This window comes from Achromobacter sp. CSND-B12 (genome assembly GCF_052906545.1).
Map to the genome: position 1 here is coordinate 2389066 of NZ_JBREGJ010000001.1, position 26823 is coordinate 2415888.

At 62.8% G+C, this 26823-nt stretch carries 31 protein-coding genes and 1 pseudogene; 20 read left to right on the forward strand and 12 right to left on the reverse strand.

Going from position 1 to position 26823, the window contains the following annotated elements; all coding sequences use genetic code 11:
* The first annotated feature begins 129 nt into the window (after positions 1-129).
* A complete protein-coding gene (locus tag ACUTAG_RS11110) occupies positions 130-639 on the forward strand; it encodes a very short patch repair endonuclease (protein ID WP_430930023.1) in 510 nt (169 codons plus the stop codon).
* On the opposite strand, the gene ACUTAG_RS11115 is transcribed toward ACUTAG_RS11110, so the two are convergent.
* Complete coding sequence (locus tag ACUTAG_RS11115) at positions 609-2234, reverse strand: DNA cytosine methyltransferase (protein WP_025513273.1); 1626 nt, start codon at positions 2232-2234, stop codon at positions 609-611. The two genes, ACUTAG_RS11110 and ACUTAG_RS11115, sit on opposite strands and share 31 nt — an antisense overlap.
* Before the next feature lie 61 nt (positions 2235-2295).
* Positions 2296-2763, reverse strand: coding sequence for a helix-turn-helix domain-containing protein (locus tag ACUTAG_RS11120; protein WP_025513274.1), 468 nt, complete (start codon positions 2761-2763; stop codon positions 2296-2298).
* A gap of 231 nt (positions 2764-2994) precedes the next feature.
* On the opposite strand from ACUTAG_RS11120, the gene ACUTAG_RS11125 reads away from it, so the two are divergent.
* The 10 genes from ACUTAG_RS11125 (at position 2995) to ACUTAG_RS11170 (ending at position 11448) form a co-directional block, all read left to right on the forward strand.
* Positions 2995-3360, forward strand: coding sequence for an integrative conjugative element protein, RAQPRD family (locus tag ACUTAG_RS11125; protein ID WP_446650162.1), 366 nt, complete (start codon positions 2995-2997; stop codon positions 3358-3360).
* The gene (locus tag ACUTAG_RS11130; RefSeq protein WP_009463356.1) at positions 3357-3590 is read left to right on the forward strand and encodes a TIGR03758 family integrating conjugative element protein; all 234 of its coding nucleotides are present in this window, start codon (positions 3357-3359) and stop codon (positions 3588-3590) included. The genes ACUTAG_RS11125 and ACUTAG_RS11130 overlap by 4 nt, the downstream gene beginning before the upstream one ends.
* A gap of 83 nt (positions 3591-3673) precedes the next feature.
* Positions 3674-3973, forward strand: coding sequence for a TIGR03745 family integrating conjugative element membrane protein (locus ACUTAG_RS11135; RefSeq protein ID WP_437340646.1), 300 nt, complete (start codon positions 3674-3676; stop codon positions 3971-3973).
* A gap of 6 nt (positions 3974-3979) precedes the next feature.
* Positions 3980-4390 carry a TIGR03750 family conjugal transfer protein gene (locus ACUTAG_RS11140; protein ID WP_009463352.1) on the forward strand — a complete coding sequence of 137 codons (411 nt, stop codon included), beginning with the start codon at positions 3980-3982 and terminating at the stop codon, positions 4388-4390.
* Positions 4387-5076 (forward strand): PFL_4703 family integrating conjugative element protein, encoded by a 690-nt coding sequence (locus tag ACUTAG_RS11145; protein ID WP_168334292.1) that lies wholly within the window; start codon positions 4387-4389, stop codon positions 5074-5076. Before ACUTAG_RS11140 ends, ACUTAG_RS11145 begins: the two co-directional genes overlap by 4 nt.
* Positions 5073-5960: a TIGR03749 family integrating conjugative element protein gene (locus ACUTAG_RS11150; RefSeq protein ID WP_168334293.1), complete on the forward strand. Its 888-nt coding sequence runs from the start codon at positions 5073-5075 to the stop codon at positions 5958-5960. Before ACUTAG_RS11145 ends, ACUTAG_RS11150 begins: the two co-directional genes overlap by 4 nt.
* Complete coding sequence (locus ACUTAG_RS11155; RefSeq protein ID WP_446650163.1) at positions 5950-7368, forward strand: TIGR03752 family integrating conjugative element protein; 1419 nt, start codon at positions 5950-5952, stop codon at positions 7366-7368. Before ACUTAG_RS11150 ends, ACUTAG_RS11155 begins: the two co-directional genes overlap by 11 nt.
* The gene (locus ACUTAG_RS11160; RefSeq protein WP_446650164.1) at positions 7349-7780 is read left to right on the forward strand and encodes a TIGR03751 family conjugal transfer lipoprotein; all 432 of its coding nucleotides are present in this window, start codon (positions 7349-7351) and stop codon (positions 7778-7780) included. Before ACUTAG_RS11155 ends, ACUTAG_RS11160 begins: the two co-directional genes overlap by 20 nt.
* Positions 7780-10659, forward strand: coding sequence for a conjugative transfer ATPase (locus ACUTAG_RS11165; protein WP_446650165.1), 2880 nt, complete (start codon positions 7780-7782; stop codon positions 10657-10659). The genes ACUTAG_RS11160 and ACUTAG_RS11165 overlap by 1 nt, the downstream gene beginning before the upstream one ends.
* Positions 10660-10671: 12 nt before the next feature.
* Entirely contained in the window at positions 10672-11448 is a 777-nt protein-coding gene (locus ACUTAG_RS11170) for a DsbA family protein (protein ID WP_446650166.1), read from the forward strand.
* A 638-nt stretch (positions 11449-12086) separates the two neighbouring features.
* Here ACUTAG_RS11170 and ACUTAG_RS11175 read toward each other — a convergent pair.
* The 3 genes from ACUTAG_RS11175 to ACUTAG_RS11185 form a co-directional block, all read right to left on the reverse strand.
* On the reverse strand, positions 12087-12989 hold the full coding sequence (locus ACUTAG_RS11175; protein WP_009618141.1) for a LysR family transcriptional regulator: 903 nt from the start codon (positions 12987-12989) through the stop codon (positions 12087-12089).
* A 95-nt stretch (positions 12990-13084) separates the two neighbouring features.
* Positions 13085-13510 carry a CopD family protein gene (locus ACUTAG_RS11180; RefSeq protein ID WP_201267685.1) on the reverse strand — a complete coding sequence of 142 codons (426 nt, stop codon included), beginning with the start codon at positions 13508-13510 and terminating at the stop codon, positions 13085-13087.
* Positions 13510-13875: a DUF3817 domain-containing protein gene (locus tag ACUTAG_RS11185; RefSeq protein ID WP_121493612.1), complete on the reverse strand. Its 366-nt coding sequence runs from the start codon at positions 13873-13875 to the stop codon at positions 13510-13512. Before ACUTAG_RS11185 ends, ACUTAG_RS11180 begins: the two co-directional genes overlap by 1 nt.
* 202 nt (positions 13876-14077) lie before the next feature.
* Between ACUTAG_RS11185 and ACUTAG_RS11190 the strand changes: the two genes are divergently transcribed.
* Positions 14078-15034 carry a GlxA family transcriptional regulator gene (locus ACUTAG_RS11190; RefSeq protein ID WP_121493613.1) on the forward strand — a complete coding sequence of 319 codons (957 nt, stop codon included), beginning with the start codon at positions 14078-14080 and terminating at the stop codon, positions 15032-15034.
* A 224-nt stretch (positions 15035-15258) separates the two neighbouring features.
* Here the strand turns inward: ACUTAG_RS11190 and ACUTAG_RS11195 are convergent, their stop codons facing one another.
* Positions 15259-16485 carry an MFS transporter gene (locus tag ACUTAG_RS11195; protein ID WP_446650167.1) on the reverse strand — a complete coding sequence of 409 codons (1227 nt, stop codon included), beginning with the start codon at positions 16483-16485 and terminating at the stop codon, positions 15259-15261.
* 210 nt (positions 16486-16695) lie between these two features.
* Here ACUTAG_RS11195 and ACUTAG_RS11200 point away from each other — a divergent pair, with 210 nt between their 5' ends.
* Positions 16696-16899 (forward strand): MerR family DNA-binding transcriptional regulator, encoded by a 204-nt coding sequence (locus ACUTAG_RS11200; protein ID WP_121493615.1) that lies wholly within the window; start codon positions 16696-16698, stop codon positions 16897-16899.
* Positions 16900-16911: 12 nt separating this feature from the next.
* Positions 16912-17108 (forward strand): annotated as a pseudogene (locus ACUTAG_RS11205) (IS3 family transposase); the annotation flags it as partial.
* Between the two features lie 87 nt (positions 17109-17195).
* Here ACUTAG_RS11205 and ACUTAG_RS11210 read toward each other — a convergent pair.
* Positions 17196-17561, reverse strand: a complete 366-nt coding sequence (locus ACUTAG_RS11210; protein ID WP_012492788.1) for a MerR family transcriptional regulator — start codon at positions 17559-17561, stop codon at positions 17196-17198.
* Between the two features lie 89 nt (positions 17562-17650).
* Between ACUTAG_RS11210 and ACUTAG_RS11215 the strand changes: the two genes are divergently transcribed.
* Together ACUTAG_RS11215 and ACUTAG_RS11220 are read left to right on the forward strand one after the other, a co-directional pair.
* Positions 17651-18559: an alpha/beta fold hydrolase gene (locus tag ACUTAG_RS11215; RefSeq protein ID WP_121493616.1), complete on the forward strand. Its 909-nt coding sequence runs from the start codon at positions 17651-17653 to the stop codon at positions 18557-18559.
* 22 nt (positions 18560-18581) lie between these two features.
* On the forward strand, positions 18582-19520 hold the full coding sequence (locus ACUTAG_RS11220; protein ID WP_105775185.1) for an alpha/beta fold hydrolase: 939 nt from the start codon (positions 18582-18584) through the stop codon (positions 19518-19520).
* A 461-nt stretch (positions 19521-19981) separates the two neighbouring features.
* Here the strand turns inward: ACUTAG_RS11220 and ACUTAG_RS11225 are convergent, their stop codons facing one another.
* Positions 19982-20881, reverse strand: a complete 900-nt coding sequence (locus tag ACUTAG_RS11225; RefSeq protein WP_240443191.1) for a LysR family transcriptional regulator — start codon at positions 20879-20881, stop codon at positions 19982-19984.
* Between the two features lie 99 nt (positions 20882-20980).
* Here ACUTAG_RS11225 and ACUTAG_RS11230 point away from each other — a divergent pair, with 99 nt between their 5' ends.
* From ACUTAG_RS11230 to map, 3 genes are all read left to right on the forward strand, one after another.
* On the forward strand, positions 20981-21373 hold the full coding sequence (locus ACUTAG_RS11230) for a nuclear transport factor 2 family protein (RefSeq protein WP_009618132.1): 393 nt from the start codon (positions 20981-20983) through the stop codon (positions 21371-21373).
* A 242-nt stretch (positions 21374-21615) separates the two neighbouring features.
* Positions 21616-21828: a ParD-like family protein gene (locus tag ACUTAG_RS11235; protein ID WP_009618131.1), complete on the forward strand. Its 213-nt coding sequence runs from the start codon at positions 21616-21618 to the stop codon at positions 21826-21828.
* Entirely contained in the window at positions 21825-22592 is a 768-nt protein-coding gene (gene map / locus ACUTAG_RS11240; RefSeq protein ID WP_009618130.1) for a type I methionyl aminopeptidase, read from the forward strand. The genes ACUTAG_RS11235 and map overlap by 4 nt, the downstream gene beginning before the upstream one ends.
* A 128-nt stretch (positions 22593-22720) precedes the next feature.
* Here the strand turns inward: map and ACUTAG_RS11245 are convergent, their stop codons facing one another.
* Both ACUTAG_RS11245 and ACUTAG_RS11250 read right to left on the reverse strand, forming a co-directional pair.
* A complete protein-coding gene (locus ACUTAG_RS11245) occupies positions 22721-22963 on the reverse strand; it encodes a hypothetical protein (protein WP_446650168.1) in 243 nt (80 codons plus the stop codon).
* Positions 22964-23065: 102 nt separating this feature from the next.
* Positions 23066-23854 carry an alpha/beta fold hydrolase gene (locus ACUTAG_RS11250; protein ID WP_121493617.1) on the reverse strand — a complete coding sequence of 263 codons (789 nt, stop codon included), beginning with the start codon at positions 23852-23854 and terminating at the stop codon, positions 23066-23068.
* A gap of 129 nt (positions 23855-23983) precedes the next feature.
* On the opposite strand from ACUTAG_RS11250, the gene ACUTAG_RS11255 reads away from it, so the two are divergent.
* Positions 23984-24910, forward strand: coding sequence for a LysR family transcriptional regulator (locus tag ACUTAG_RS11255; RefSeq protein ID WP_009618128.1), 927 nt, complete (start codon positions 23984-23986; stop codon positions 24908-24910).
* Positions 24911-25051: 141 nt separating this feature from the next.
* Here ACUTAG_RS11255 and ACUTAG_RS11260 read toward each other — a convergent pair whose 3' ends face one another.
* Together ACUTAG_RS11260 and ACUTAG_RS11265 are read right to left on the reverse strand one after the other, a co-directional pair.
* Entirely contained in the window at positions 25052-25627 is a 576-nt protein-coding gene (locus ACUTAG_RS11260; protein WP_024128187.1) for a TetR/AcrR family transcriptional regulator, read from the reverse strand.
* 83 nt (positions 25628-25710) lie between these two features.
* On the reverse strand, positions 25711-26400 hold the full coding sequence (locus ACUTAG_RS11265) for a glutathione S-transferase (RefSeq protein ID WP_446650169.1): 690 nt from the start codon (positions 26398-26400) through the stop codon (positions 25711-25713).
* Between the last annotated feature and the right edge of the window lie 423 nt (positions 26401-26823).

Consider the following 26823-nt stretch of genomic DNA (forward strand, 5'->3'; position numbering starts at 1 on the left):
AGGCAGGCTGCGCTTGGTGGATGTCTATGTTCCCTTGCCATCAGGATGCCCCCTCGTGATCTCTAGTGAATCGACTTCTGCTAATCTTTCAGCGTCTGCATCCCCTCTGTCCGATTGACTGACAGCGGTGTGAAGCAGCGGTTGCTGAAAATATCCAAGCTGGATGTCCCCAAGGTCATGCGCGTCCCGACCACCCCTCAGCGCAGCCGCATGATGTCGAGCATTCGCGGAAAGGATACCTGGCCGGAGCGAACCCTTCGATCGCTTCTTTTCGCCAGAGGATTTCGCTATCGACTTCATGTCAGAAAGCTGCCCGGCTCCCCGGATCTTGTGTTCCCAAGGCACAGAGCGGTGGTGTTCGTCCATGGCTGCTTCTGGCATCGGCACGAAGGCTGCCGCTATACCACTACCCCTCGAACCAACGAAGAGTTCTGGCAACGGAAGTTCCTGGGCAATGTTGACCGTGACAGGCGACACGTGGAGACGCTTCGGTCTCTTGGCTGGCGCGTGGCCACCGTGTGGGAGTGCGCGCTGAAGCAGTCGGTCGAGGACACTGCGCGATTGGTTGAGGAGTGGCTGCATGGCGACGAGGAAGCCTTGGTGATCGGTCAGTCGGCCTCGGCAAGCAGCGGAACCTGAGCCTGCTCGGGAGCGTTGCGCCTCGGGTTTTCCATCGGCTTGCTGTTCGCTCGGTCACTGACCTGCCTGCGCCTCTTCCTGTTCATTTCGTTCAAAAGACTCCGCACGATCTTGGCCAACTTGTGCGCCAGCAGCGGAGGAACAGCATTCCCGACCTGCGTGTATTGCTCCGTGCGATTGCCTGCGAAGAAATAGTTGTCCGGGAATGTCTGCAGGCGCGCGGCTTCCCTGACGGTGAGGCTTCTGCATTGCGAAGGGTCGTAATGAATGTAGTAATGCCCATCCTTGGCAATGTGCGCCACCACCGTTGTTGCCGGCTCGTTTTTGCACTGCACGCGAAACCGATCCTTGAATGGGATGGCCTCGAACTCACTGCCGAATTGCACATTGAAGTGATCCGGCAGCAGCTTGGGCGGAAAGACATCCAGCCGAGGGGAATAACCCTGCGAATGAGCAAAGGTCGCCGCAAAAAGGTATCTGGCCAGATCGGAGGCCATGTGCGCACGTGCCTCGTGCTGGCAGATACCACCAAGGCTTCGATCATGCAGCCACTGCTGCAGTTCGGTTGGTTTCTTGGGCCTTCTGTATTCCTTCTGTATGAAGGCACCTCCGGTGCTGACACTGGTGGCTGAAGCGGCAAAGGCCCGCATCGATTCGACCATGGCGGACTCGTTCTCGGCTCTCCATCCCTTGACGTAGGCAGGTGCCGCCTGAACCGCCTTGCGCCAAGCCTCCAGAGAATCCCCTCTGGACAGTCGGCTCCGAATTCGTGGCAGGTCATCAATGGTCTGCCTGACAGTCACAGGCTTTGATACAGGTTCCAGCAATTGATGCTGTGGCACGCCCTGTCCCTTTCGAACTCCAAGCAGGATGACTCGATGCCTGCTTTGGGGTATGCCATAGCGTTCGGAATGAATCAGGTAGTCCGCAGGCTCCAGAGAAGCGCTGTTTCCCTTCTTCGTGAAGGAGCGAATTTCATACTCCAGTCCATCCGCGGGAGAAGAGAGATCCGCAATGATCTTCTCGAACATCGGATTTCCGGAGTGCTTGGACGACAGCAATCCCTTGACGTTCTCCATCACGAAGATGGTGGGCTTGTGAACCTGGATGATCCGCAGGTACTCCTTGTAGAGAAAGTGCTTCTCGTCCTTGTGGAAATCCTTGTCGTTGGCGCGCCGTGACCGTCCGGCAAGGGAATACGCTTGGCAGGGCGGACCGCCGATGAGTACCCAGGTCTCCTGCCCATTCAGTGCAGACCGGATTTCATCGTCGATGCTGGCTTCGTCGGACTTGCCAAGTTCGAGACATCTTGCTTCCTTGGCGGCATGCTCGAAGGCGCTGGCCACGGCAGGAATCCGACGGAACGAAGCTTCGTCGAGCTCACCCCGTACGTAGCTGTAGTAATGCCTGACATCCTTGGTACCGCGCAGGCGCCTGAACGCCGCTCGCAGCATCAGTGTTCGATGCGCAACCTCAGTCTTCTCGATGGATAGACCGATCTCGAAGAATGGCTGCCGCTTGTGTCCCTTGAGAGAGGCAAAGCCCTCTCCCAGCCCGCCGGGACCAGCAAAGAGGTCGATTATTGGAATCGGCATTTCTCGTTTTCCTGCTGTTCGTCATTGAGCGCATATTTGACTGTGCCGATTTCTTTGGCATTCATTCGTAACCCATCCCCAGTTCCTGAGCCTGACGGCTCAGTTCGTCCATGGCCTGCGCACTGGCCTGTTCCCTCGCGTCCTTGAACTGCAGCAGATCGGCCAGGCGAACACGCCGGTGCTTGCCTGTGCGAAGAAATGGCAGCTCACCATCCTCCAGAAGCTTCACCAGATGAGGTCTGGACACATTGAGGAGATCAGCCGCTTCCTGGGTAGTCAATTCGGCGTTTACCGACACCACCCTGATGGCGTCACCCCTAGCGAGTCCGTTGAGAACTTCTTCCACGAGGCGCAGCGTCGAGACAGGCAATTCCATCTCATGTGCCCGGTCTGCTTCATCGTAAAGCCGGATACGCCTGGTTTTGCGCTTGCCAGAAAGACAGGATGCGAGAGCCCGCTGACCTTGGGCCGCCAATTGAACCTCCTGCTCGTCAGGCAGCTTCATGCGGGCGTGCGCTGAGGTGTTCATGTGATATCTCGGTCAGTTGAAGTGCACGGCACAGCATTCTAGAACGAAACAAACGAAAACGAAACAAACGAAAACGCCAGCCATGATGCCCGTCGCTGACGTGGGCTCGCGGTCGCAGTTGGCCGGCTTCCGCTTCGGCGCACGAATCCGGAAGCTGACTGGTTCACATTGATTGAGGTACCAGAGACTGCCTCACCGCAACATCGTGTCATTCGCTTCATGGGGATTGGCATGGCACTTCCGATCGACAGTTGCACGCATTGGACAGGCCTTTGGGTGGCGATACTGTTGATCGCACCTTCGACCTACCAATCGGCGGCCGCAGCAGACGATGGCATCGAACGCGAGCAGCTTGCGGCCTTGGTTCGCCAGATCGACCTGATCGATCGCCTCGCCGAGCACGCCGCCCATACCGCTCCGCAGGAGCGCGCCCGCTACCACTTCGACCATGCCCGCCTGCGCGAGGACCTCCAGCGCGTTCGGGCGGGCATCCAGGACTACTTGACGCCGCCGCGCGCCCAGCCGCGTGATCCGGTCGAGCTGTCCGGTGACTACCGCCAGTCCAGCCCGCGCTCCGGCCAGGAGGCACCCCGATGAACGCCGCCCAGGTCAGTGCCTTCCAGGCCAATGGCGGCTTCGCCCCCGCTGCCGTGGCCACGGTGGTGCTCGGCCTGGTGTTCGCCGTCCTGCTCCTGTGGGGCGTGTGGGCGATGCGTACCGCCTACACCGGGTGGGCCGAGCAGCGCCTGTCCCAGCGTCAGTTCCTGGGTGTCGTCGTGCGCTTCGTCGCGATGTACCTGGTGCTGACCTATTTCCTCCTGTCCTGACCACCACGAAAGGCCCGACCACCATGAAGACCCATCCGATTCCACATCGCGCTGTCACCACTTTCCTCGCGCCGCTGGCGCTGATGGGCTTGCCATTGGCGGCCCGGGCGCAGGGCCTGCCGACCATCGAGGACCCCTCGCGCGGCCAGGGAAGCGGCATCATGCAGACGCTGCAGAACTACGGCTACGACATCGTGCTGCTGATCGCGCTCCTCGTGGTCGCCTCGATGTTCGTCGGCGTGTGCTACCACGCCTATACGCGCTACTCGGAAATCCATACCGGTCGCGCCACCTGGGGCCAGTTCGGTCTCACCGTGGCCGTGGGTGCGATCCTGCTGGTGGTCGGCATCTGGCTGCTGACCAAGGCCACCGGCGTGCTCTGAGCGGCGATGGCTGCCTTGAACGATATCGCGCGCGACGGGCTGGTCACCTTCCTGCCGCACAGGCTGAACCGGCAGCCCGTGGTGGTGAGGGGCCTGACTGCCGACGAACTCTGGATCTGCGCCGGCCTGTCCGCGGTGGCGGGGTTCATCGCCGGCGTGCCGCTGGCCTGGGCCACGCACAGCGTCGCCATGGTGCCGACCCTGATCGTGGCCGGCGTGGCGGCTGGCGTGTTCGGTGGTGGCGGCTTCCTGCGCAGGCAGAAGCGCGGCCGCCCGGACACCTGGCTGTACCGGCAACTGCAGTGGCGCCTCGCGCTGCGCCATCCGCTGGCAGCGTCCTGGCTCGGTGGGCACCGTCTCATCACGCGTTCGGGGTACTGGACCACCCGGCGCTCACGCGGAGCAGCCGCCTCATGAGCCGTTTCAGGAACGAAGTCCATCACCTGCAGGCCCATGTGCGCACGCTGCGCCTGGGCGCCGGTGCGTTGTTCGTGGTGGCGCTGCTGCTCGGTTTCGGCTGGTGGAGTGCGCCGAGGCAACTGACGATCCACGTGCCCCCCGATCTGCGCTCGGGCAGCACCCGCGCCTGGTGGGATGTGCCGCCCGAGAATGTCTATGCGTTCGCCTTCTACGTCTGGCAGCAGGTCCAGCGCTGGCCGACGGATGGTGAGCAGGACTACCCGCGCAACCTCCACGCGCTGTCGGCCTATTTCACACCGTCCTGCCAGGCCTTCCTGCGCCAGGACTACGAGCACCGGCGCAGCAGCGGCGAACTGCGGCAGCGGGTGCGCGGCATCTACGAGATTCCGGGGCGCGGCTTTGGCGACAACCCCACGATGCGGGTGAAGACGGTTTCCAGCCGCGACTGGATCGTCACGCTGGACGTCAGCGCGGACGAGTACTACGGCGCCGAGCAGGTCAAGCGGGCCCTGGTGCGCTATCCGCTGAAAGTGGTGCGGTTGGACGTCGACCCCCAGCACAATCCCTTCGGCCTTGCGCTGGACTGCTATGACGGCGCGCCGCAGCGCATCGAGGCACCGTCGCCGGCAGCGCCACCATCCGGCACGCCCAACGGTGGCCTTTCGCAGGGAGGCAACCCATGAAACACCACGTCTTCACCATCGTGGCGAGCCTGGCCCTTGGCTTCGGCCTGGTGCCGGACAGCCATGCCATCGAGATCCTGCGCTGGCAGCGGCTGCCGCTGGCCGTCCCGCTGGTCGTCGGCCAGGAGCGCGTGGTCTTCATCGACCGCAACGTGCGTGTCGGCCTGCCCCCAAGCCTGGGCGAGCGGCTGCGCGTGCAGAGCGCGGGCGGCGCGATCTACCTGCGCGCCAGCGAGGCCATCGCGCCGACGCGGCTGCAACTGCAGGACGTGGAATCCGGCGCCATCGTGCTGGTCGACATCGCAGCCACGGACGCCGGGGAAGGCGAGCAGCCGCTGGAGCCTGTACGCATCGTCCTGCAGGACGCCGCCGAGGAAGCCAGCGAAGACACAGCCGCCGGTCCAGTCCAGGCAGCGCATACCGCGAAGCGTCGGCAAACGCCGATAACCGTTGTCCTGACGCGCTACGCGGCGCAGAACCTTTACGCACCGCTGCGCACCGTCGAGCCCGTGGCCGGCGTCGGGCGCGTGCCGCTGCGGCGCCCGCTCGCGCTGGACACACTGCTGCCAACGCTGCCGCTCAAGGCGCGGGCACTGGCGGCCTGGCGACTCGAAGACCAGTGGGTCACCGCCGTGCGCCTGACCAACACCTCGCCTCACCGTATCGATCTCGACCCAAGGGCGCTGCAAGGCGACTTCGTGGCCGCGACCTTCCAGCATCCCGACCTGGGGCCTGCGGGCGCTTCGACCGACACCACGGTGGCCTACCTGGTCACCCGCGGCCGTGGCCTGGCCGAGTCCCTGATGCCGGTGCTCGGCCCCATCGATGCCGGCACGAACCTGCCGCCGGCCGCCGCTGCGGGGAGGACGTCCGATGAGGAGTAATCCCCTGTTGAAGTGGCTGCTGATTCCGATGGCATTGTTGCTGGTGTTCGTCGGTGCCAGGTTGTTCTCAGGCAGTGACGCCGCACCTGGCAAGCAGGATGTCCCGGGGCAGCTCACTCCCGAGGAAATGAAGGCGCTCGGCATCGCGGGCGACACCCCGCGCGATACCGTCGCCACCCTGGTCGCGCAGGTCAAGCAGCTCCGCACCGAGCTGCAGACCGCGCTGAGCGACAACCGCCAGCACAAGGCGGAGAACGAGCGCCTGCGTACCCGCGAGGGTGCGATCGACCAGCGCATCCAGAACGCCCTCGACAGCGAACGCCGCCGCCTGGAACAGGAGCGAACCCAGGCCGCCAGCGACCGGCAGCAGACGCAAGGGCTGGTGCAGGACTTGCAGCGCCGCCTGGACGGGCTGTCCGGCAAGGGCGATGTCGCCGACCTACCGATCGGCCTTGGACTGGACGGGCATGACGGCGGACCGCTCAAGGATGGCGGCATGCGCTGGATCGAACCGGCTGACGCCCGGCCCGATCCGAAGGGCGGTTCGAGCAGCCTGCGCTTGCCCGCCTTTCCCTCCAGCTTCGGCCCGGCCTCGCCGGAACTGTTGGCCGCGGCGGAGACCGTCAGCGACAGGACGGCTCAGGCCGTTGGCGGCACCACCCAGGCGGTCTATACGGTGCCCGCCAATGCCACGCTGATGGGCTCGGTCGCCATGACCGCGCTGATCGGTCGCATTCCCATCGACGGCACCGTCAACGACCCGTTTCCCTTCAAGGTGCTGATCGGGGCCGACAACCTGGCGGCCAACGGCATCGAGATTCCCGACGTGGCCGGTGCGGTGGTCAGCGGCACGGCCTCGGGCGACTGGACGCTTTCGTGCGTGCGTGGGCAGGTCCGCTCCGTCACCTTCGTGTTCAGCGACGGCACCATCCGCACGGTGCCGGAGGACGACGGCAAGCGCAGTCGAAGCCAGAACAGCACCAGCCTGCTGGACGGCCTGGGCTGGATCAGCGATCCCTACGGTATCCCGTGCGTCTCGGGCGAGCGGCGCAGCAATGCCCAGCAGTACCTGGGATCGCAGGCGTTGATCACCGCGGCCGGCGCGGGCGCCGCCTCGCTCATCAAGTCCGACAACGGCGGCGTGGCCGTGGTCGCCAGCAACAACGGTTCGCTGGGCACGGTCGGCATTTCGGGCAACGAGGCCATGGGCCGCATCCTGGCCGGTGGCGTGCGTGACATGGCCGACTGGGTCAACAAGCTCTACGGCCAGGCCTTCGCCGCGGTCTACGTGCAGCCCGGCGCCAGGGTGGCCGTGCACCTGGAGCAGCCGATCGCCATCGACCACGACGCCAAGGGGCGCCGGGTGAACCACCTCATGGGAGAAGCACATGCGTCGGACCTGGATTAACCGCCCCCTTGTCCTGCTCGCCGCCGCCGTTCTCGCGGGTTGTGCCACCAGCTCGGAAAAGCTGCTGCCCCGGGGCGAGCACACCATGCTGGACATCTGGCAGCACGAGACTGGCGGCCATAGCGGCGACCAGGCCGGCCGCCTGCTGCTCGACGCACGCCAGGACCTGCGCCGTCCGCTGACCGACGCTGACACCCTCGCGGCGCCCGCCCGGAACGCGGCCTACACCCGCACGGCAGCGAACGAGGTCCAGCGACAGTTCCATCGACTGCCAAACCCCGATCTGGTGATGTATGTCTTTCCGCACCTGGCCGGCACCGACCCGGTACCGGTGCCCGGCTACAGCACCGTCTTCCCGCTCTACCAGCGCGTGCAGTACGCGATGCCGGGCGAGCGGCTGGAGGACTACTGATGGGCTGGCGACTGCCGTGGCCGCGTCGTCCGGCCCCCAGGCCAGTCCAGACCGACATCGAGCCGGACGCCTGGACGCGGCATGTAGCCCGCCTTGCCGCGCACGGCATCGAGTCACCAGGCGCCGCCCTTGGGTCGAATCATCGGCGCCCTGCGACGCAGGCCGACCACGCGGCGCTCTACGACGTGGCGCCGTCCTTCGCCGACCTGCTGCCCTGGGTCGAGTACCTGCCGGCCACGCAGTGCATGCTGCTCGAAGATGGCCAATCGGTGGCGGCGTTCTTCGAGTTGCAGCCGGTCGGTACCGAAGGGCGCGAGACCGCCTGGCTGTGGCAGGCCCGCGATGCCCTGGAGAATGCGCTGCAGGACTCCTTCGACGAGTTGGACGAGAACCCCTGGGTGGTGCAGCTCTACGCGCAGGACGAAGCCGATTGGGACCACTACCTGCGCACGCTGGGGGCATACCTGCATCCACGCGCGCAGGGCAGCGCGTTCAGCGAGTTCTACCTGCGCTTCTTCGGTCATCACCTGCGCGCGATCGCCAAGCCGGGCGGCCTGTTCGAGGACACCACGGTCACGCGCCTGCCATGGCGCGGCCAGACCCGGCGCGTGCGCATGGTGGTTTATCGGCGCACCCCGGACGCCGCATCGGCCCGGCGGGGGCAATCGCCCGAGCAGGCCCTGGCGACGATTTGCGACCGCCTGGTCGGCGGCCTGGCGAATGCCGGCGTCCAGGTCCGGCGCCTTGGCGCGGCGGACATCCACGACTGGCTGCTGCGTTGGTTCAATCCGAACCCCGGCGCGCTGGGCAGCACGGCCGAGGACCGGGAACGCTTCTACGCGCTCGCCCGCTACCCGGAGGAACAGGAAGAGGGTGAGATCGAGCTGGCCAGCGGCGACTTCGCGCAACGCCTGTTCTTCGCCCAGCCGCGCTCGGATGTCGCCCGCGGCCTGTGGTTCTTCGACGGCATGCCGCACCGGGTCATCGTCATGGACCGCCTGCGCTCGCCGCCCGCGACCGGACACGTGACCGGCGAGACGCGCAAGGGCGGCGATGCGATGAACGCGCTGTTCGACCAGATGCCCGAGGACACGGTGATGTGCCTGACCCTGGTCGCCACGCCGCAGGACGTGCTGGAGGCGCACCTCAACCACCTGGCCCGCAAGGCGGTTGGCGAGACGCTCGCCAGCGAACAGGCGCGCCAGGACGTGCAACAGGCCCGCGGCCTCATCGGCAGCGCGCACAAGCTGTACCGGGGCACGCTGGCGTTCTACCTGCGCGGCCGCGACATGGCGCAGCTCGACGCCCGCGGCCTGCAACTGGTCAATGTCATGCTCAATGCGGGCTTGCAGCCGGTGCGCGAAGAGGACGAGGTGGCGCCGCTCAACACCTACCTGCGCTGGCTGCCCTGCCTGTTCGACCCGGCGGCGGACAAGCGGCAGTGGTACACGCAACTGATGTTCGCACAGCACGCGGCCAACCTGGCGCCGGTGTGGGGGCGCAGCCAGGGCACCGGCCATCCGGGCATCACCTTCTTCAACCGGGGCGGCGGCACGATCACCTTCGATCCACTGAACCGGCTCGACCGGCAGATGAACGCCCACCTGTTCCTCTTCGGCCCGACCGGCTCCGGCAAGAGCGCCACGCTGAACAACATCCTCAACCAGGTCACGGCCATCTACCGGCCCAGGCTCTTCATCGTCGAGGCCGGCAACAGCTTCGGCCTGTTCGGGGACTTCGCCGCGCGGCTGGGCCTGAGCGTGCATCGCGTGAAGCTGGCGCCCGGTGCAGGCGTCAGCCTGGCGCCATTCGCCGATGCCTGGCGCCTGGTGGATACACCGGGCCAGGTGCAGACGCTGGACGCCGACGCCCTGGACGAGGACGGCGACACCCATCCAGCCGACGACGGGGATGACCAGCGCGATGTGCTGGGCGAACTCGAAATCACCGCCCGGCTGATGATCACCGGCGGCGAGGACAAGGAGGAAGCGCGCATGACGCGCGCCGACCGCAGCCTGATTCGCCAGTGCATCCTGGACGCCGCCCAGCGCTGCGTGGCACAGGCGCGCACGGTGCTCACCCGCGACGTGCGCGACGCGCTGCGCGAACGCGCCCGCGACGCCAACCTGCCGGATGCCCGGCGCGCGCGGCTGCTGGAGATGGCCGATGCGATGGACATGCTCTGCCAGGGCGCGGACGGCGAGATGTTCGACCGTCCGGGCACGCCCTGGCCCGAGGCGGACATCACCATCGTGGATCTGGCCACCTTCGCGCGCGAGGGCTACAACGCGCAGCTCTCCATCGCCTACATCTCGCTGATCAACACGGTGAACAACATCGCCGAGCGCGACCAGTTCCTGGGCCGGCCGATCATCAACGTCACCGACGAGGGCCACATCATCACCAGGAACCCGCTGCTCGCGCCCTACGTGGTCAAGATCACCAAGATGTGGCGCAAGCTCGGTGCGTGGTACTGGCTGGCGACGCAGAACATCGACGACCTGCCCAAGGCCGCCGAGCCCATGCTCAACATGATCGAGTGGTGGATCTGCCTGTCGATGCCGCCCGACGAGGTGGAGAAGATCGCCCGGTTCCGCGAACTTTCGCCCGCGCAGAAGGCGCTGATGCTGTCCGCGCGCAAGGAGGCGGGCAAGTTCAGCGAGGGCGTCATCCTGTCCAAGTCGATGGAAGTGCTGTTCCGCGCCGTGCCGCCCAGCCTCTACCTGGCCCTTGCGCAGACCGAACCGGAAGAGAAGGCCGAGCGCTACCAGCTCATGCGCCAGTACGGCATCGGCGAACTGGACGCCGCCTTCAAGGTGGCCGAAAAAATCGACCAGGCGCGTGGCATCGCATCGCCGCCGCTGTCTCTGCCGAAATGACCGGAGCGCGTCATGTCCTCGAAGCGAACCACCTTGCCGAGCCGGTCCCAGGCCCTTCGCAAGCGCGCCGGGCGCCTCCCGCGGCCGTCCTGGGTGGTCGCCGGCATCCTTGTGGCCGGCCTGCTGGGCTGGCTCCTGTACCGCATGCCAGGTGCGCCGACACCGCGCACGGGGCCCGAGGTCGCGCAGGCGCATCCGGCCGGCCCACCCTGGCGCCACGGCCCAGCCGATGCGCGCTTCACGCTGACGCTGTACGCCGACCTGGAGTGTCCCTTCTGCAAGGCCTACTACCCGACCCTGATGGCCTGGATCGAGGCCCATCCAGAGGCCAGCCTGCGGTGGCATCACCTGCCGCTGGCGATGCACGATCCCGAGGCGAGCCAACTGGCCCGCGTGGCCGAGTGCGCAGGTGAGGCCCAAGGCCACGAGGCGTTCTTCGATGCCATCGCATGGCTCTACCAAAACACCCGAGGCGATGGCCAGGGGCTGCCCACCGATCATGCCTGGCCAGGCATGACGACCGCCATCCAGGCATGCCTGGACAGCGACCGACCCGCAGCCATCGTTCGCGCGCAGGCCGACGAGGCCCTGCGCAGCGGCATCAACGCCACGCCCACCGTGCGGCTGGAAGACAGCCTCACGGGAAGATCACTGCTGCTGCATGGGTTGGTCGAGGGCGATGCGCTGCTGTCGGCGCTGGACCTGGTCGCCAGCGATGCGTCGGGTGCTCCAGGGCCCAACCATGCCGCCGATGCGGCACTCAGCGGAGACACCCGCACTCCGCGATGACGACCATCCGGTGATTTCGTCCCCCCGCACCCGAGTTCGCGGCCTGTCCGGCTCTTGCCATTGGTCCACGCGAGAAGGTCGCTTGGCGAGGGTGTGGCCGATCGCCAACAGCCGATTCGCGCTGCTGGCACCTCACTTGACCTCAAGTTAATCTGAGGTTTAACCCTGACGCTGGCAGATCGAGACCTCACAACCGTTGCGGGAGACGGCCGCCCCCAGATCGGCCATCCGGCTTCTGGAAGGCTGCCGCCTTCCAGTGAGGCAATCCCAAGACGTGCCATCATGGCCATCGGGGCCATCGCCACCTAAGCACCCGCCGACGGCGGCACGCTGGCGGTGATCACCAGCGCGGTCCTCTACGCCGTTGTCAATGCTCCCAGCGTCGCCGTCTGGGCCGCCTTCGGCACGACGCCGCGCCGCTGGCTCACGGACCGACGCCACCTGCGCATCTTCAACATCGCAATGGCCGTGCTGCTCGTGATGTCCCTGTATCCGCTGCGGGCGGTACATTCACAGGCTTGGTCAGCGCACCCATCATGGCCTCTATCCATGCTCCGCATTGGGGTTGCCACAACATGAAGACAAACGAACAAGCTTGCCGTCTTGTCCGGGCCCTCGTCCTACTCCCTCGCACCTACCTACGCCTTTTCGGAATCAGGCATCGTGGTTTCTCGCAATCGTTCGACGAAGCTCCGCAACTGCACCGAGTCTTCGGCATCCCGGCGCAACAGGTAGGTCGTCAACGGGGGGACTTCACCGGCCAACGGACGCGAGACGACATCCGGGTGCCGCCACAGGGACAGATGCGTGCGGGTGGTGATCCCGAGGCCGTAGCCCGCCGCCACCAGCGCCATCAGCAGGTCATGGGACGCCACCCTTTCGGCAATCCTGACCTCGCATTCCGCGGCACGCAACAGCCTGTCGAGTTGCCGGCTGCATCCTGCGCACGCGTTCGGGTCACACAGCACCAGTGGATGGGAAAGCAGCTCCATCAGGGAAAGCTCGGGATGGATCAAGGCGGGATGCCGCGCCGGCACCGCGACGACCAGAGGCTCGCTCCACGCCGGCGTGGCCAGCAATCCTTCCCCCGGATGCTCCGCCTTCGCGAACCCTGCGTCGTAGTCGCCCTCTCTCAGGCCTTTCAACTGCTGTGCGAGTGTCACTTCGAAGAGGCTAATCTCGACCTCGGGCGACTCTTCGCGGCAGCGAGCCAGCAGGTTGCTCAAGTGCGATGGCGAGATGCCGTCGGACAGCGCGATTCTCAGGAGCCCGCGGTATCCGGTCGCGGCGGCCCTTGCGCCGGCACGGGCCTGCTCGACCGCTGCCAGCACGCGCCGTGCCTCCTCGAGGAAGACTTGTCCAGCCCAGGTGAGCCGGGTGCCATGGCTGTTACGCTCGAAGAGCCGGACGCCCAGGTCATCCTCCAATTGGCGGATGGATCGCGACAGAGGCGACTGTTCGATGTGAAGTCGCTCCGCAGCACGGGTAAAGTTGAGTTCCTCCGCCACGGCGATGAAATACCGGATATGGCGCATCAGCATCGTTGCGCTCCGGAATCTCGCCCCGCGTCCTGCTGGCCCGTGCCGGCAGACAGGTTCGCCACGTCCGGGGACATGAAGGACTCTCCGCTATCGTGCTAGACCGGCTTCACAAATGCCAACACAGCTATGGTTAGCATCGCAATCACGATGCCGAGGTCAGCACCGGGAATTCTTCTTATAGCTGCTCCAGTTCGGATGCAATGACGTATTCGTCCGGAACGGAACCCATGCAAAGCCGAGAGCGCGACGACGAAAACCAGCTTGACCAGCAACCATCGTGATGACAGCCATCCTGCGCTGAGCGCCAGTGATAACCCGAAGATCCAGGTCAACAACAATGCAGGCGTGGTGACAAGGAGATCAAAGCGCTGCAATGCAGCCAGCATCCCTGCTTGTTCTTCCGGTGGGGACTGCGAAATGGCATTTACTATCCTTTCTTGCGCAAGCAAGCCGCCTACCAGAAACACCACCGCTGTCACGTGCGTCGCCACCAAATAGGGATAGAGCGCCGCAATCATCATCAGGCCTGTCCGATATCGTTGAATATTCTCGCCCGTTCACGTAGCCACCGGATATTGAGATAGCCGCCGAATGGCAGGAACGCAACTGCGAACAATCGAAGCATTTCACGTTTATGCCAGCCGCCGCCGGCTACAGTTTGTAAGGCAGTCCATAGGTACGCTAAGAATGCGATCCCATGTATTGGTCCAAGTAGCTTCGAGCCATACGGCCAATCCCCGAAATGCCGGAGAGGTGCCGCAACGAACACTAGCAGGATCAGAGTTGTCGCCTCGACGATCGACGCCTTCTCCAGGCGCCTCAGTTGTTTGGATTCAATACTTCTGTGATCGAGTGAGTTCTTTTCTGCCTGTGCGCTTGTGGTCATGACTCATCCGCTGGGTGGCTCAATATGTCAGGGCAATCCAGGCGCCTGATGGATGCAGGCATGCCTCGACCTTGCTCAATGGTTATGTCTTCAGCGACTTTCCTCTCGCCGGAAGCACAAGTATGTCGACATGTCGGAAGTTCGCCAATTGGCTAGAATGCCATCTATCGAAGGATTCTTGCCAATCAAGGGAGCGAGTTCTGTGAAGCAAAGTACAGCACACAGGGTAGCCATCCTGGCGTTTGATGGCGTTGTGCCGTTTGACCTGGCGATGGCCTGCGAGATGTTCGGGCGCGTGCCCCTCCCGCCGGGGAAGATCCCATACGAGGTTCTCGTATGCGCCCAGTCGAATCGTATTCGAACAAAGTTGTTCGACATGCGTATCCGCTGGGGCTTGAGCCATGCCGTGAATGCCCAGACTGTCATCATTCCGGGGCTCGACGATGTCCTTTCCCCTATCTCCAACACCCTGCTGGAAGCCATCCGAGCAGCGGAAAAGAATGGTGCGAGGATCGCATCGTTGTGCAGTGGCGCCTTCATCCTGGCACGCACGGGGCTGCTAGATGGCTTGCGTGCCACCACCCACTGGCGTGGTGTACAACTTCTGGCAGATCTCTTCCCACAGGTCACAGTCGACCCCAATGTTCTTTTCGTGGACAACGGTCGGATACTCACCTCGGCAGGCGCGTGCGCCGGAATGGATCTGTGCCTACACATGATTCGACAAGACTGCGGCAATGCCGTTGCAGCAGACACAGCGCGATGTGCCGTCATGCCTCTTGCACGAGATGGCGGGCAGGCGCAGTTCATCGCCTACGATCCCCCTGGCGCACCTTCCAATCTCAGCCCATTGCTGCAATGGATCGAAGAACGGCTAGATCAAGATTTAACCCTGAAGGACATGGCTGGGCAGGCTGCGATGAGCAGCCGCACCTTGAGTCGACGATTTCAGGAACAACTGAACACTAGCCCTCTCCAGTGGCTTCTAAGAGCGCGTGTCAGGCGTGCGCAGACTTTGCTAGAAACGACAAACCTACCCATTGAGCACATCGCTAGTGCAGTGGGCTTTGGAAGCCCCACCTCCCTGCGGGAACATTTCGGTCGGATCGTGGGAGTCAGCCCAACGGCCTATCGAAAATCCTTTAGTCTTGTGCGCTGAACTGCCTGGACGATTTCTCGCTTGAACTCCGCACTGACGCACTGAACTTCCTTCGCTTCGACATGAACACTCCTCAGGGCCTTCATCGGCCTTCTTGTAAGTGTCCGTGATATCGGGGGTGAACCCGACCAGACGCGTCTTCGGACACGTCGAGCAGTTGGCCGATTACTCGGAAAGCGGCAGCCAACCGCAGGAACTTGGGCGGTCGCGCTATCGCCAGCTCATCAAGCCGCCTTGCTGTGTCCCCTATCGCTTCGATGGGTACGCAGTCCGGTGAAAATGGTCAGCGCGGCCACCAGCAGTACCATCGCCGCGGCTAGAAACACGCCACGCGCCCCGCTCGCGTCGAACACTGCGCCGCCCGCTGCCGCACCCACCGTGATCGACAGCTGAATTGTCGCTACCAGCAGGCCGCCGCCGCTCTCGGCCTCGTCCGGCACGGTGAGTGTGATCCAGGTGGACCAGGCCACCGGCACCGCGCCGAAGGCCATGCCCCACAGCGCCACCAGCAGTCCGTCCGCCAGCGGCGCCCGGCCCAGGGCGACGAAGGCCAGCCCCATCAGCCCCATCGCCAGTGGCATCAGCAGCAGGGCCAACCGTAGGTTCCGCTGCAACAGTGCGCCGGCCAGCGAGGTGCCCGCGAAGTTGGCCACGCCGAAGCCGAGTAGGATGACCGACAGCCCGTTCACGCCCACGCCGGCCACGTGCTCGAGGAACGGCCGCAGGTAGGTGAAGAAGGCGAAATGGCCGACGAACACCAGCAGCACCGCCACCATGCCGCGCGCCATTTGCGGCCGCCGCATCACTTCCAGCAGCGTGCCTAGGCTGGCCGAGCCGCTGGGAGCCATCCTGGGCAGGGCGCGCCACTGCCAGGCCAGGGCCAGCACGCCGATCGCCGCGGTCATCAGGAACACGTTGCGCCATCCCACGGCGCCGCCCAGGTAGCTTCCCAGCGGCGCCGCCGCGATGGTGGCCAAGGAGACGCCGCTGAAGACGATCGACAGCGCCCGCGGCACGTCCCGCTCCGGCACCAGGCGCATCGCCGTGGCCGCTGCCATGGTCCAGAAGCCGCCCAGGGCGATGCCCAGCAGCCCCCGTCCCAGCGGGACGGCGCTGAGGCCGGGCGCGAAGGCGACCAGCAGGTTCGAGCCGATCAACATCACCGAGAAGACCAGCAGTACCCAGCGCCGGTCGATGCCGCGGGTCGCCGCCGCGATCACCAGGCTGGCGGCCAGGGCCAGCGCCGCGGTGGTGGTGACGGCCTGACCGGCCATGCCCTCGGTCACGCCGAGACTGGCGGCCATTGGAGTCAGCAGGCTGGCCGGCAGGAACTCCGCCGTGACCAAGCCGAACACGCCCAGGGCCAGGGCGAACACGGCGCCCCAGGCCGCCTCCTGCGGGGACGCAGGCGTTGCGTGGCCTGGCTGCGCGGGATGGCTGGACTCGATCATGTCGTCGTTCTCTGCAATGGGAGGTCCGCGCCGCGGCGACGGAACGTTCCAGAATGAGGGGATGCTGCTTCGCAAAAAGTCTGGTCGGGCCGACGGGCCGCCACAGCCCCGGCGCAGGTGGCCGGACCGTGGAGCGACTCCCCTGGCTGCATGCCGATAGTCTCGACCCTCACACCAATGTGAGAGTCAAGCGGGTGAAACGACGTATCCATGCCCCATGAACCGAGCGAGCCCCACGCGCTCCTCTCCATCGGCGAACTGGCGTGCTGCGGCGACGCCAGCGTGCGCTTGATCCGCCACTACGACGAGCACAGCCTGTTGAGCTCCGCGCGTGCCGGCAACGGTTACCGCATGTTCCTCGGGGCCACGGTGTCGCAGGCGCGTGCGCCGGAATGGATCTGTGCCTACACATGATTCGGCAAGACTGCGATCAACGGCCTGTACAAGGCCGAGGTCATCCACCGGTGGTCCTGGCGGAACCTGCAGGACGTCGAGTTGGCCACCCTGGAGGGGTGGACTGGTTCAACCACAAGCGGTTGCTGGGGCGATCGGCGACAGCCCACCGGCCGAGGGCCGAAGCGAACTACTATCAACAGACCCGTGAGCTCGCTATGGCGGCGTGACTTACACCAACGAGTCTCCGGGATTCCCGGGGCGGTTCACACTGATGTCGATCGACTATCGAGGATGGGGTGTACTTCAACAGCCTGTTAGGCCTCTTCTACCAGCATCTGGCGCAGCCGTGCGCGTCGCTGTTCAAGGTCTGCGATCTGCCGCTCTATTGAAGCGAGCCGTCGGCGTTGCACTTCACTCGTTTCAGGACACGCCGCAGCTCCTTCGATCATGCGCATGCAATCGGGAAATCCGCGGATTTCCGCCAAGCTGAAGCCTGTGGCGATCAACCTCTGGATCTGACGGACCTGAGTGACGGCGACTGGGAGAAACATCCGATAGCCGTTTTCCGCGCGTACGGAAGCTAGCAGTCCGTTGTCGTCGTAGTGCCGAATCGAGCGCCGGCTTGCCCCTGTCTTGTGGGCGAGCTCGCCAATGGTCATGGGGCTTTGAGGCTTGGACATGGACCCACTATACCATTTCCCCGCTTGACACTCACATCAATGTGAGGCTTGAGACTAGGCGTGTTCTAGGAACCTAGGAGTACGTGTCTATGTCTTTGTCGAAACTTCGTGGTGCATTCGGCGCACTGATAGCAACATTCGCGCTACTGGCCGCCGCGCCGGCTACGTTCGCCGCAACCCGGAATTACACCGTCACTGCCCCCGATGGAGTGGTGCTGGCCGTCCAGGAAGCTGGTGATCCCGAGGGTTCTCCCATCATTTTCATCCATGGCCTGCTGGGCAGCCGGCTGAACTGGAGTAAGCAATTACAGGACCCTCGACTCCAGCATTATCGATTGATCACTTACGACCTGCGTGGGCACGGCATGTCGGGCAAACCGGCCGAGGCCAGTTCCTACACCGACGGGCGCCGCTGGGCCGATGACATAGCCGCGATCATCGAATCGACACACGCGCGCAAGCCGGTGCTCGTGGGATGGTCGCTGGGCGGTGCCGTGATATCGAACTACCTGGCAGTCTATGGCGACAAAGCCATCGCCGGTGCCGTCTATGTCGGCGGAGTGATCGAGCTGAAGCCCGACCAGATCGTGGCGCACCCTGAAGTCTATCGCGACATGATCGCTTCGGACTTGCAAACCCATCTGGACGGCGAGCGCGCTTTCCTGCGGCTGTGCTTCCGCCGCCAGCCCGACGCGGCCACGTTCTCCTTGCTGCTGGCCAACGCAGCGCTGGCATCGTGGGACATGCAACGTGCCGTGCAGTCGATGACGGTCGAGGCAGCCAAAGGATTGAGCAAGGCCGAGGTTCCGCTCCTGCTGATCTACGGCGCCCAGGATGCGCTCGTGAAGGCCAAGCCCAGCATCGCCAGGGCAACGAGCCTCAACCCACAGATCCGCAGCGAGCTGTATGCCGATTCGGGGCACGCGCCGTTCCTCGAAGAACCGGAGCGCTTCAACCGGGACCTGTCGGATTTTGTTCGCATGGCTCTTTCACGCTAGCGATCCATACCGTACGGAGTTGATGATGTCGGGCATCGACGGCACTGCATCGTGGAACTCATTTGCTGGATTCTCAGGGTTACACATCGAGGCGGGCGGCGTGGCGTTCCGCGGCGTCACTGGCGGCTCCGGAGGACCGCCCGTGCTGCTGCTGCACGGCTACCCACAAACCCATCTTGCATGGCGTCATGTCGCGCCACGGCTGGCACAGTCGTTTACGGTCGTGGCACCAGACCTGCCCGGCTACGGTAGCAGTCGGCCCGACTCGGATCGGCCGCGCTGGACCAAGCGTCGCGTGGCCGACGCCCTGATTGCCTTGATGGCCAAGCTCGGATACCGCCGGTTTGCCGTTGTGGGACACGACCGGGGGGCACGCGCCGGATACCGCCTCGCGCTCGATTATCCAGGCCAGGTGACGCACTTCGCCTCGCTGGCCGTGATTCCGACCCTGGATGCATGGGATCTGGTAGACGAACGATTTGGACGCGCCAATTTCCATTGGTTCTTTCTGGCCCAGCCATTCGGGCTCCCGGAAAAGCTACTGTCCGCCGACCCGCAGGCATTCATCGATGCTGCGCTGGCCCGTATGGCGGGCGGGCTGGACAATGTCGAGCCGTTCGCTCTCGATGCCTATCGGCGTGCGTTCCAAGATCCCGATGTTCGGCACGCCATCTGCGAGGACTATCGGGCAGCAGCGCAGGAGGACCGCGCCTGCGATGCGGCCGACCGTGCCGTAGGCAGGAAGCTGTCCTGCCCCGTGCTTGTGCTTTGGCCACAAGGGTGGGAAGGCCCGTCCCCCATCGACATCTGGTGCCGATGGGCCAACAACGTCCAAGGCGTACCCATCCGGGGCGGCCACCTTCAACCAGAGGAGTCGCCAGAAGATGTATTGGCAGCGCTGCTTCCGTTTCTTATGGGCACAGGGGCTTGCGGCATACCGATCGCAGACTCGTCAGCCTAAAAGGCCGTTGAAAAAGTCCTGAGTGATGAACCCTTGCCAAAACTCGGCCTCACAGAATGGCCTACAAGCGATTTTTCTTGAGTGGGCAAGGGGTAAGGCACCCTCAAAATTACCATTTCTTGACCCTGTCTCGACTTATTCAACGGCCTGCTAAGAATTCGACTAACTTGCACGCGACTGCCTCCGGCTGTTATTCCGGCAAGAATTGACTGCGGTGGACGTAGTTGCGCCCATGAGCAGCATCCGCTCCAGCCAATGGGACGACGCCCTGCATGGCACTCAACAGCCCTCCGTTGGAACGGCTCGATCACACTCACCAGCAGCTTCCACGGCACAACTTCCTGCATACGCCCCAGAAACGCTTCCCATCGGGTCACGCGCTTCCTGCCTGCAAACTCGGCCGATGCGAAACTCAACTACCCGTGGGCTTCGAGCCCCTTGAGTATCCGTCATTTCATGCGTCAGAAGGGCCTCGCCGCAATCAGCTGTTCACGCAGCCACTGATGCCCTAAATCTTCGTCAAAGCGCGGATGCCAACCGACCTGCAGCAGGAACGGATCAAATGCGAATGGGAGGTCGAAGCGGTCGATCATGTGATCAAAGCGGTGTAGGAAGCGCTCAGGCAGTGTCGCCAGGCAGTTCGTGCGCTCAAGTATCGGTGGCACCGCTGTGTAGTACTGCACGGATACCGTGGTGTGTCGATAATGCCCCAGCTCTGCAAGAAAATCATCGATCCCACTGTGATAACTGCCATTGGTAGACACCAGCACATGCTCATAAGCGCAGTATTGCTCCAGCGTCATTGCAGCCGTGCCGCGAGGATGCCCCTTGCGTTGGGCCACCTGAAACCTGTCGTCGACCAGATCATGGGTGCGCAAACCAGGGGGCATGAAGGCTCGGGTGCCGATCACCAGATCGATGCGTCCGCGAGCTGTGAGATCCAGGACCTCATCCCGGGGTATCTGGAGCATGGCCAATCGAAGGCCCACATACGACTGCTTCCGAATGCGCTCGATGAGATCCAGTCCAATCGTCATCGCGGCATTGTCATTGATGGCGATCGTGAAATCGCGCTTGGCCGTGCCGGGATCGAAAGCGTAGGGCGCCTCGACAAGATCCTCAAGCCGTGTCAGCAACTCATGCAGGGGTGATTTCAGCTGCGCTGCGCGTGGCGTCAACCGCATACCTCGGCCGCGCTCGGCCGGCACCAGCAAAGGATCATCAAGCACCTGCCGCAAGCGAGCCAGTTGGGCTGAGAGTGCAGGCTGGCTGATGGCTAAGCGTCGTGCTGCACGAGTGACGTTGGCCTCTTCAAGCAGAACATCCAACGACACCAGTAGACCCATGTCGCGCTTCTTCATAACTTGAATCTATTGCTGGCTACTATCGAATATCGATTTTACAGATCCATCCCTGGCGCTGTCCAATCTCGCTGTACACCCCGCTACAGGAGAATAGTCATGCATACCTACGAAACAAAACTTGCTTTGGCCAAGCAGTTCCATGCCGCACTGAGCCGCCGCGACTGGCAGGCGATCCGTAAGCTTCTTACCGACGATGCCACCTGGGTTCTGCCCGGAGACAATCAGATCTCTGGTCCAGCGGTCGGTGCGGAAGCAGTCGTTGCCAGAGCTGAGCTAATTGCCAGCTTCGGCCTGAATTTCGAGCTCAAGCACATTCTGGTAAGCCGGGATAATGTCGCGCTCTCGCTGCATAACACTGCACGCCGGAATGACCTCGTACTGGACGAGCATCTGGCTACGGTCTGCACCTTGCGCGATGGCAAGATCGCTGCTATCGAGACCTACCTGTCCGACCTGCCGGGCATGAATGCCTTTTTTGCCAGGGACTGAAGGTTCGAGGTCAAGGCGACGCCCTCGGTCGAGAGTGGAGCTTGGCCGAGCTTGCCGATGCCCATGCCGTCATGGCCCGATCGGCGAACTCGGCCCGCCATTGCTATCGCGCCGAGTCAGGCCTGCGCTACCGGCTCCTAGGAAACCATCATGGCGTCGACTTGGTCACGTCAGCGCAGTTCACTTGCGCTACAGCCATGACGCCTATATGATTCGTATACGTTTCATATACAACTAGACACATGGGTATCGTGAACATCGACGACGATCTGCATGACCAACTGCGCAAGGCCAGCGCAGTATCGTGCCGGTCGATCAACGCACAGGCAGCCTTCTGGATCAGGATCGGCATGCTGTGCGAAATGAATCCAACGCAAAGCTTCAACGATATCGTTGCCCGTGAACTGCGGGCCGCGGGCGTTGTGGCACAACCCATCAAGATGGGGGCGGCATGACCAAGCGGCCAGAAGAAATTGCGCTGATGGCAGAGTCAGGCCAGCTTTTGGCGCAGGTGTTCAGCCATCTTGATCGGCTGAACCTGATCGGCATGTCCACGATGCAGGTCAACGATCTGGTCGATGACCTCATCGTTCATGAACTCAACGCACGTCCGGCCAGCAAAGGGCAATACGGTTACGCCTACGCGCTAAACGCCTCCCGCAACCATGTGGTCTGCCACGGCGTTCCTTCCGCCGAGGACGTCCTGCAAAACGGAGACATCGTCAATTTCGACATCACGCTGGAAAAGAACGGCTACATAGCCGATTCCAGCAAGACCTATCTGGTGGGCGAGGTGTCGCAGCCGGCGCGGCGGCTCGTGCAAGTAGCTTATGAGGCGATGTGGAAAGGCATCCAGGCCGTCCACCCGGGCGCTACGCTCGGTGACGTGGGCCACGCCATCGAGCGGCATGCCCGCAGGAATGGCTATTCAATCGTTAGGGAATACTGCGGGCACGGCATCGGCCGGGAGATGCACGAGCCGCCGCAGGTGTTGCATTGGGGCAAGCCGCGAACGGGGCTAGTACTGCGCGAAGGCATGGTTTTCACCATAGAGCCGATGGTGAACCAAGGACGACGTGCCATTCGAACTGAGGACGACGGCTGGACGGTCGTCACGCGCGACGGGCAACTGTCGGCTCAGTTCGAGCATACCGTTGCCGTCACCGAGAGCGGCGTGCGTGTCTTGACACTGCGCCCGGGCGAAAAAGCGTTGCACTGATCCAGTGTGGTAGCGATACGGACTTTCGCTCAGGACCTGACTTTGCCTTCGGGTAAGAACACGCCGTTGCCGGCGTGCTCTCGGTGCGTGTCAAGGTAGTTGTCGCCTGATCTCATGCAGCTAATCGGTTACTTGTCATGCTGTCGGCTTTGCCTCGGCGCGCCCGCATCGCGGTCGGGATTGAGGGTGACGGCGCCAACGCGGCTCCAGTTGCGGGTCGGTCCGGTCCTGCGCTGCGGATGACGCTGGCGGGCAAGCTCGTATACCCATCTGCGTGCCTGCAACTGGACCTCATCCTGGCCGGCATGGCGAACGGCCGGGGCCATGAAGCGCAGCCCGCTGTGCAGGTGCTCGTGGTTGTACCAGTGCACGAACTGCGCCGCCCACGTCCGTGCAACGCCCTTCGGGGGGCGAGCTTTTCGCCGCGTATTAGCTGCGAGGCGCTTCGATTGCGCACCGCCGCGATGTCCGCTTCACCCCTTCCCTGGCAGTGAACGGCAGAAATTCTCAATCAATGGAGTCAATGCATCCGGTGTTTCTAACATAGGCAAATGCCCTGCATCTGGTACTACGGTCATGACGGCTTGCGATACGCGGGGAAGTAATTCTTTCCTCAGTACCTCGGGCGAATCCACGCGATCCCGCTCGCCTGCAATAACAAGCGTAGGTACGTCGATGGCACCTACCTGTCCAGTGATGTCTTCCAAGCTGGTCGCTCTGGGCCAAGCTAGCTTGGCCGCTGGCGCGCCACGCAAGCTGTCCGCGATCACTTGTTCGCGATCCTCCGCTGACAGTGGGAGGGCCGTCAGCACGTTGTCGATAGTCGCCTCCACTGTTTCGCGATTTGCGTAGGCTCCTGCCATCATTTCGCGTGCCTCTTTCGGCAAGATCATTGGCGATGGCGGTGAAGGAGCGACGAGAACCAGCCCGACCAGTCCGACAGGCCGCCGCGACGCCATAAGCTGAGCAACCTTGCCTCCCATAGAGTGACCGATCAGAACGTAGCGCTTCGGGTGCAGCGCTGCGATCACGCCCTCCGCATCGGCTGCAAGGTCTGCCAGCCCGTAGCCCATCGAAGGCGCGTCGGATTGACCCCAGCCGCGATGATCGAGAGCAAGCGTATGGAAGTTTGGCGCCAGCCTGGAGCAGACATGCTTCCAAGTGCGAGACGAGCCGCCCCAGTAATGCAGAAAAACGAGTGACGGATCGCCTTGCCCTTGTTCCTCGACATGGATCTCTATACCGTTCGATTCGACCTTCATTGGAACATCCTTTTGCTAAAGCCCACCGGGGATCGGCTGGCTACAGTGCTAGGCTAGACCCATTCCGTTCGGCCGATAATTGGCCTAGATTTATTACCACCTGATAATCAGGATATCGAATGAGGTGGTATGGATAGATTGCTCAGCATGGCGGTGTTCGTCTCCGCAGTCGAAGAAGGCAGCTTGGTAAGCGCCGCTCGACGGTTTGGCCTGTCACCCTCGATGGCGGGCAAGCACGTTTCCGCGATCGAGGGACAGTTGAAAGTTCGGTTGCTTCAACGCAGTACGCGCAAGTTGACGCTAACAGATGTAGGGCGGTCCTACTACACGCGATGCAAGCGCTTACTGGAAGAGTACGAGGACGCGAATCGCGAAGCCCAGGACGCGCAACAGAGTGTGCGTGGAATGTTGCGCGTGGCTGCGCCGACAACCTTTGGGGCACTGCATCTTGGTCGCGTTGTATCGAATTATCTGGCTGAATACCCCGATGTCTCGATCGAGACCACGCTGAGCGATCGCTATGTCGATCTACTGGCAGATGGCATCGACATTGCTATCCGCATCGGCCGTCTGCAAGACTCCGATCTCGTTGCTCGGCGGCTCGCCTCGTGTCGCATGATGTTCTGCGCAGCGCCATCCTTTTTGGCACGACATGGCGAGCCGAAAACCGTCGAACAGCTCCGCCAGGCACCTCGGCTCGCTTTCTCCCAGGCGGTTTCAGCCGGAGACTGGAGCGTCACGGATGCTAACGGCCAGACCCATCACATTGATGGTGCGATCCGGCTCGCTGCAAATAACATGCAGATGCTGCTAGCGGCAGCGCTGACAGGGGCGGGGGTGGTCTACGGCCCCAGCTTCGTGTTCGAGCAGTCCATCGCCAGCGGTGCGCTTCGTGTCCTGCTGGCCGACCACAAAACAACTGATTTGGCGATTCATGCCATCTATCCGAGCAAGCGGCATGTGTCGTTGAAAGTTCGCCGCTTCATCGAGCATCTGAGCATGAGCTTCGGCGACACGCAGCCATGGGATCTCATGCATAGGAGCACTACGGCTTGAGGTTGCCCCTGAGCCCTGGAATGCATAGCCCCAGCCCTGAGAATGCCGGGCGTTGGACGCGCCCCAAACGTAGCGTGGCGGTTGCCTTGCTCAAACAGCAGTCGAGCGCTTGTCTTCGTGGTGCGTCCGCTGGCCTCGCCTCTAGGCCGGCAGAAGCCCGGTTGCCCTGTAGCTCGTGATCAACGTATCGAAAAGACTTAAGTCGGAACGCCCACGTGCCATCAGCTGCGCTCCTGTGATTGCAGCATAGATGGCCTGCGCGCGTTCTTTCGCGATGTTCGGATTGACAATCCCGGCGCTCGCCAAAACCTTAGCCAGCCATGTGATATGCACATCAGAGAATGTTCGAACTTCTTGCCTCACATTCTCGGGAAGGTCATCGTATTCAGCCGTCATGAAACTGCACAGGCAGATGCGGTTGTCGTTCTCCAGCGCCTTCCTGAACATATTGGGATATCTGCGCAAGCAATCTGTGGGGTCCGGAAGCCGATTCAACAATTCTTCCAATTGCGTCGACGAATTTTCCCAGTATCGCCTGGCAACTGCAGCAGCGAGAGCCGCCTTGCTCGGGAAATGATGGTAAAGACTTGCAGGTTTGACACCGACTTCTTCGGCCAAGCGGCGAACGCTCAAGCCACCGTAACCGTGCGCCTGGGCGATTCGTGTTGCAATGGACAAGATCTTGTCACTGGAGTTCGTGTTTCTCTGACTCTCCACGGCTGTCGCCCTCGACTTGTGTAATGACGCTCCACTGCGGTATCTTGTCTTGCGACCGTCTGGTTACGAGTACGTCGAACGGCCTACCTGCGAGCAAATGCGGGTTGGCTCTTTACGCTGGGGCGCATTTTCATCCTTTCGTACCATGCCAAGAGCGCCGTGCATTCGGCGGGTACCGCCAAGTCGACGATATCAGCGAATATCAGTCCGGCGATGACCGTAATGTCGGCCATGGAGAACGCGTCGCCGGCAATATAAGCTCGCTTGCGAAGCACATCGTCGAAATAATGCATGCCTCGCAAGGCCTTGTCGCGCTGCCTGAGTCCCCATTCCCTGTTCTGGTATTGCTCCACCAGTGGCCCCAAACCCGGCGTTCCATGGTGGAAGTAAACACTGATGGCGTCAAGCAGCTCCAGTTCGGCGCGCTTGCTCATCATGTGAATCATTCCCCTCTCGAACGCTGTGGAGCCCGTCAAAACCGGACCGCCGACAAGCGCATCGAGATACTCCGTGATGGCGGTGCACTCGGCAATGCACGTTCCATCCGCAAGCTCAAGCACCGGAACCGTTCCGGAGTAGTTTTTATCCGAGATGAACCTGGGATCCTTGTGCTCCCCCTTGCGGAGATCAACCATCACGAACTCCACGCGTGACTGGAGGTTTTTTTCTGCTAGGGCGATCCGGACACGCGTCGGGTAAGGGCCCCGAGGGAAGTCGTAGATCTTCAGCGGAAATCCCGCCTCACCATCGACTGGTCCTGCAACCGCACTCATTCGAGAACTCTCCATGTGGTGAATTCGTATCGGTCAACAACCGATAACGATCCGAGAATACCTAACGACCGTTAGTTAGAATGCTATTCCGTAGCAATGGCGATGTCAACTGCATCGCCGTCGCACCTGCCGGTCAAGCCATGTGATCGTTTGCGCTCCCCAGCGACACCTCATTCGCCTCCGACCGCTGGGTTGCATTCATGCGTGACCAAGCGCGCCGGGATGAGGTTCGTCAACGAGATTGTGCGCATCACAAATGAAGCACTGAAGTCCGCTGCCGCGGCTGTTGCTGGACTCTGGCGGCGCAACCTCGGCGAGGGCTCAAGCGCGATCTCGCCCAGCGCAGTCTGCTGCCGGGGATGGTGGAATCGGCGTTGTTGATGGGGCATTGCAACAGTGCCGATGTGTGATCCGCCTGGCATC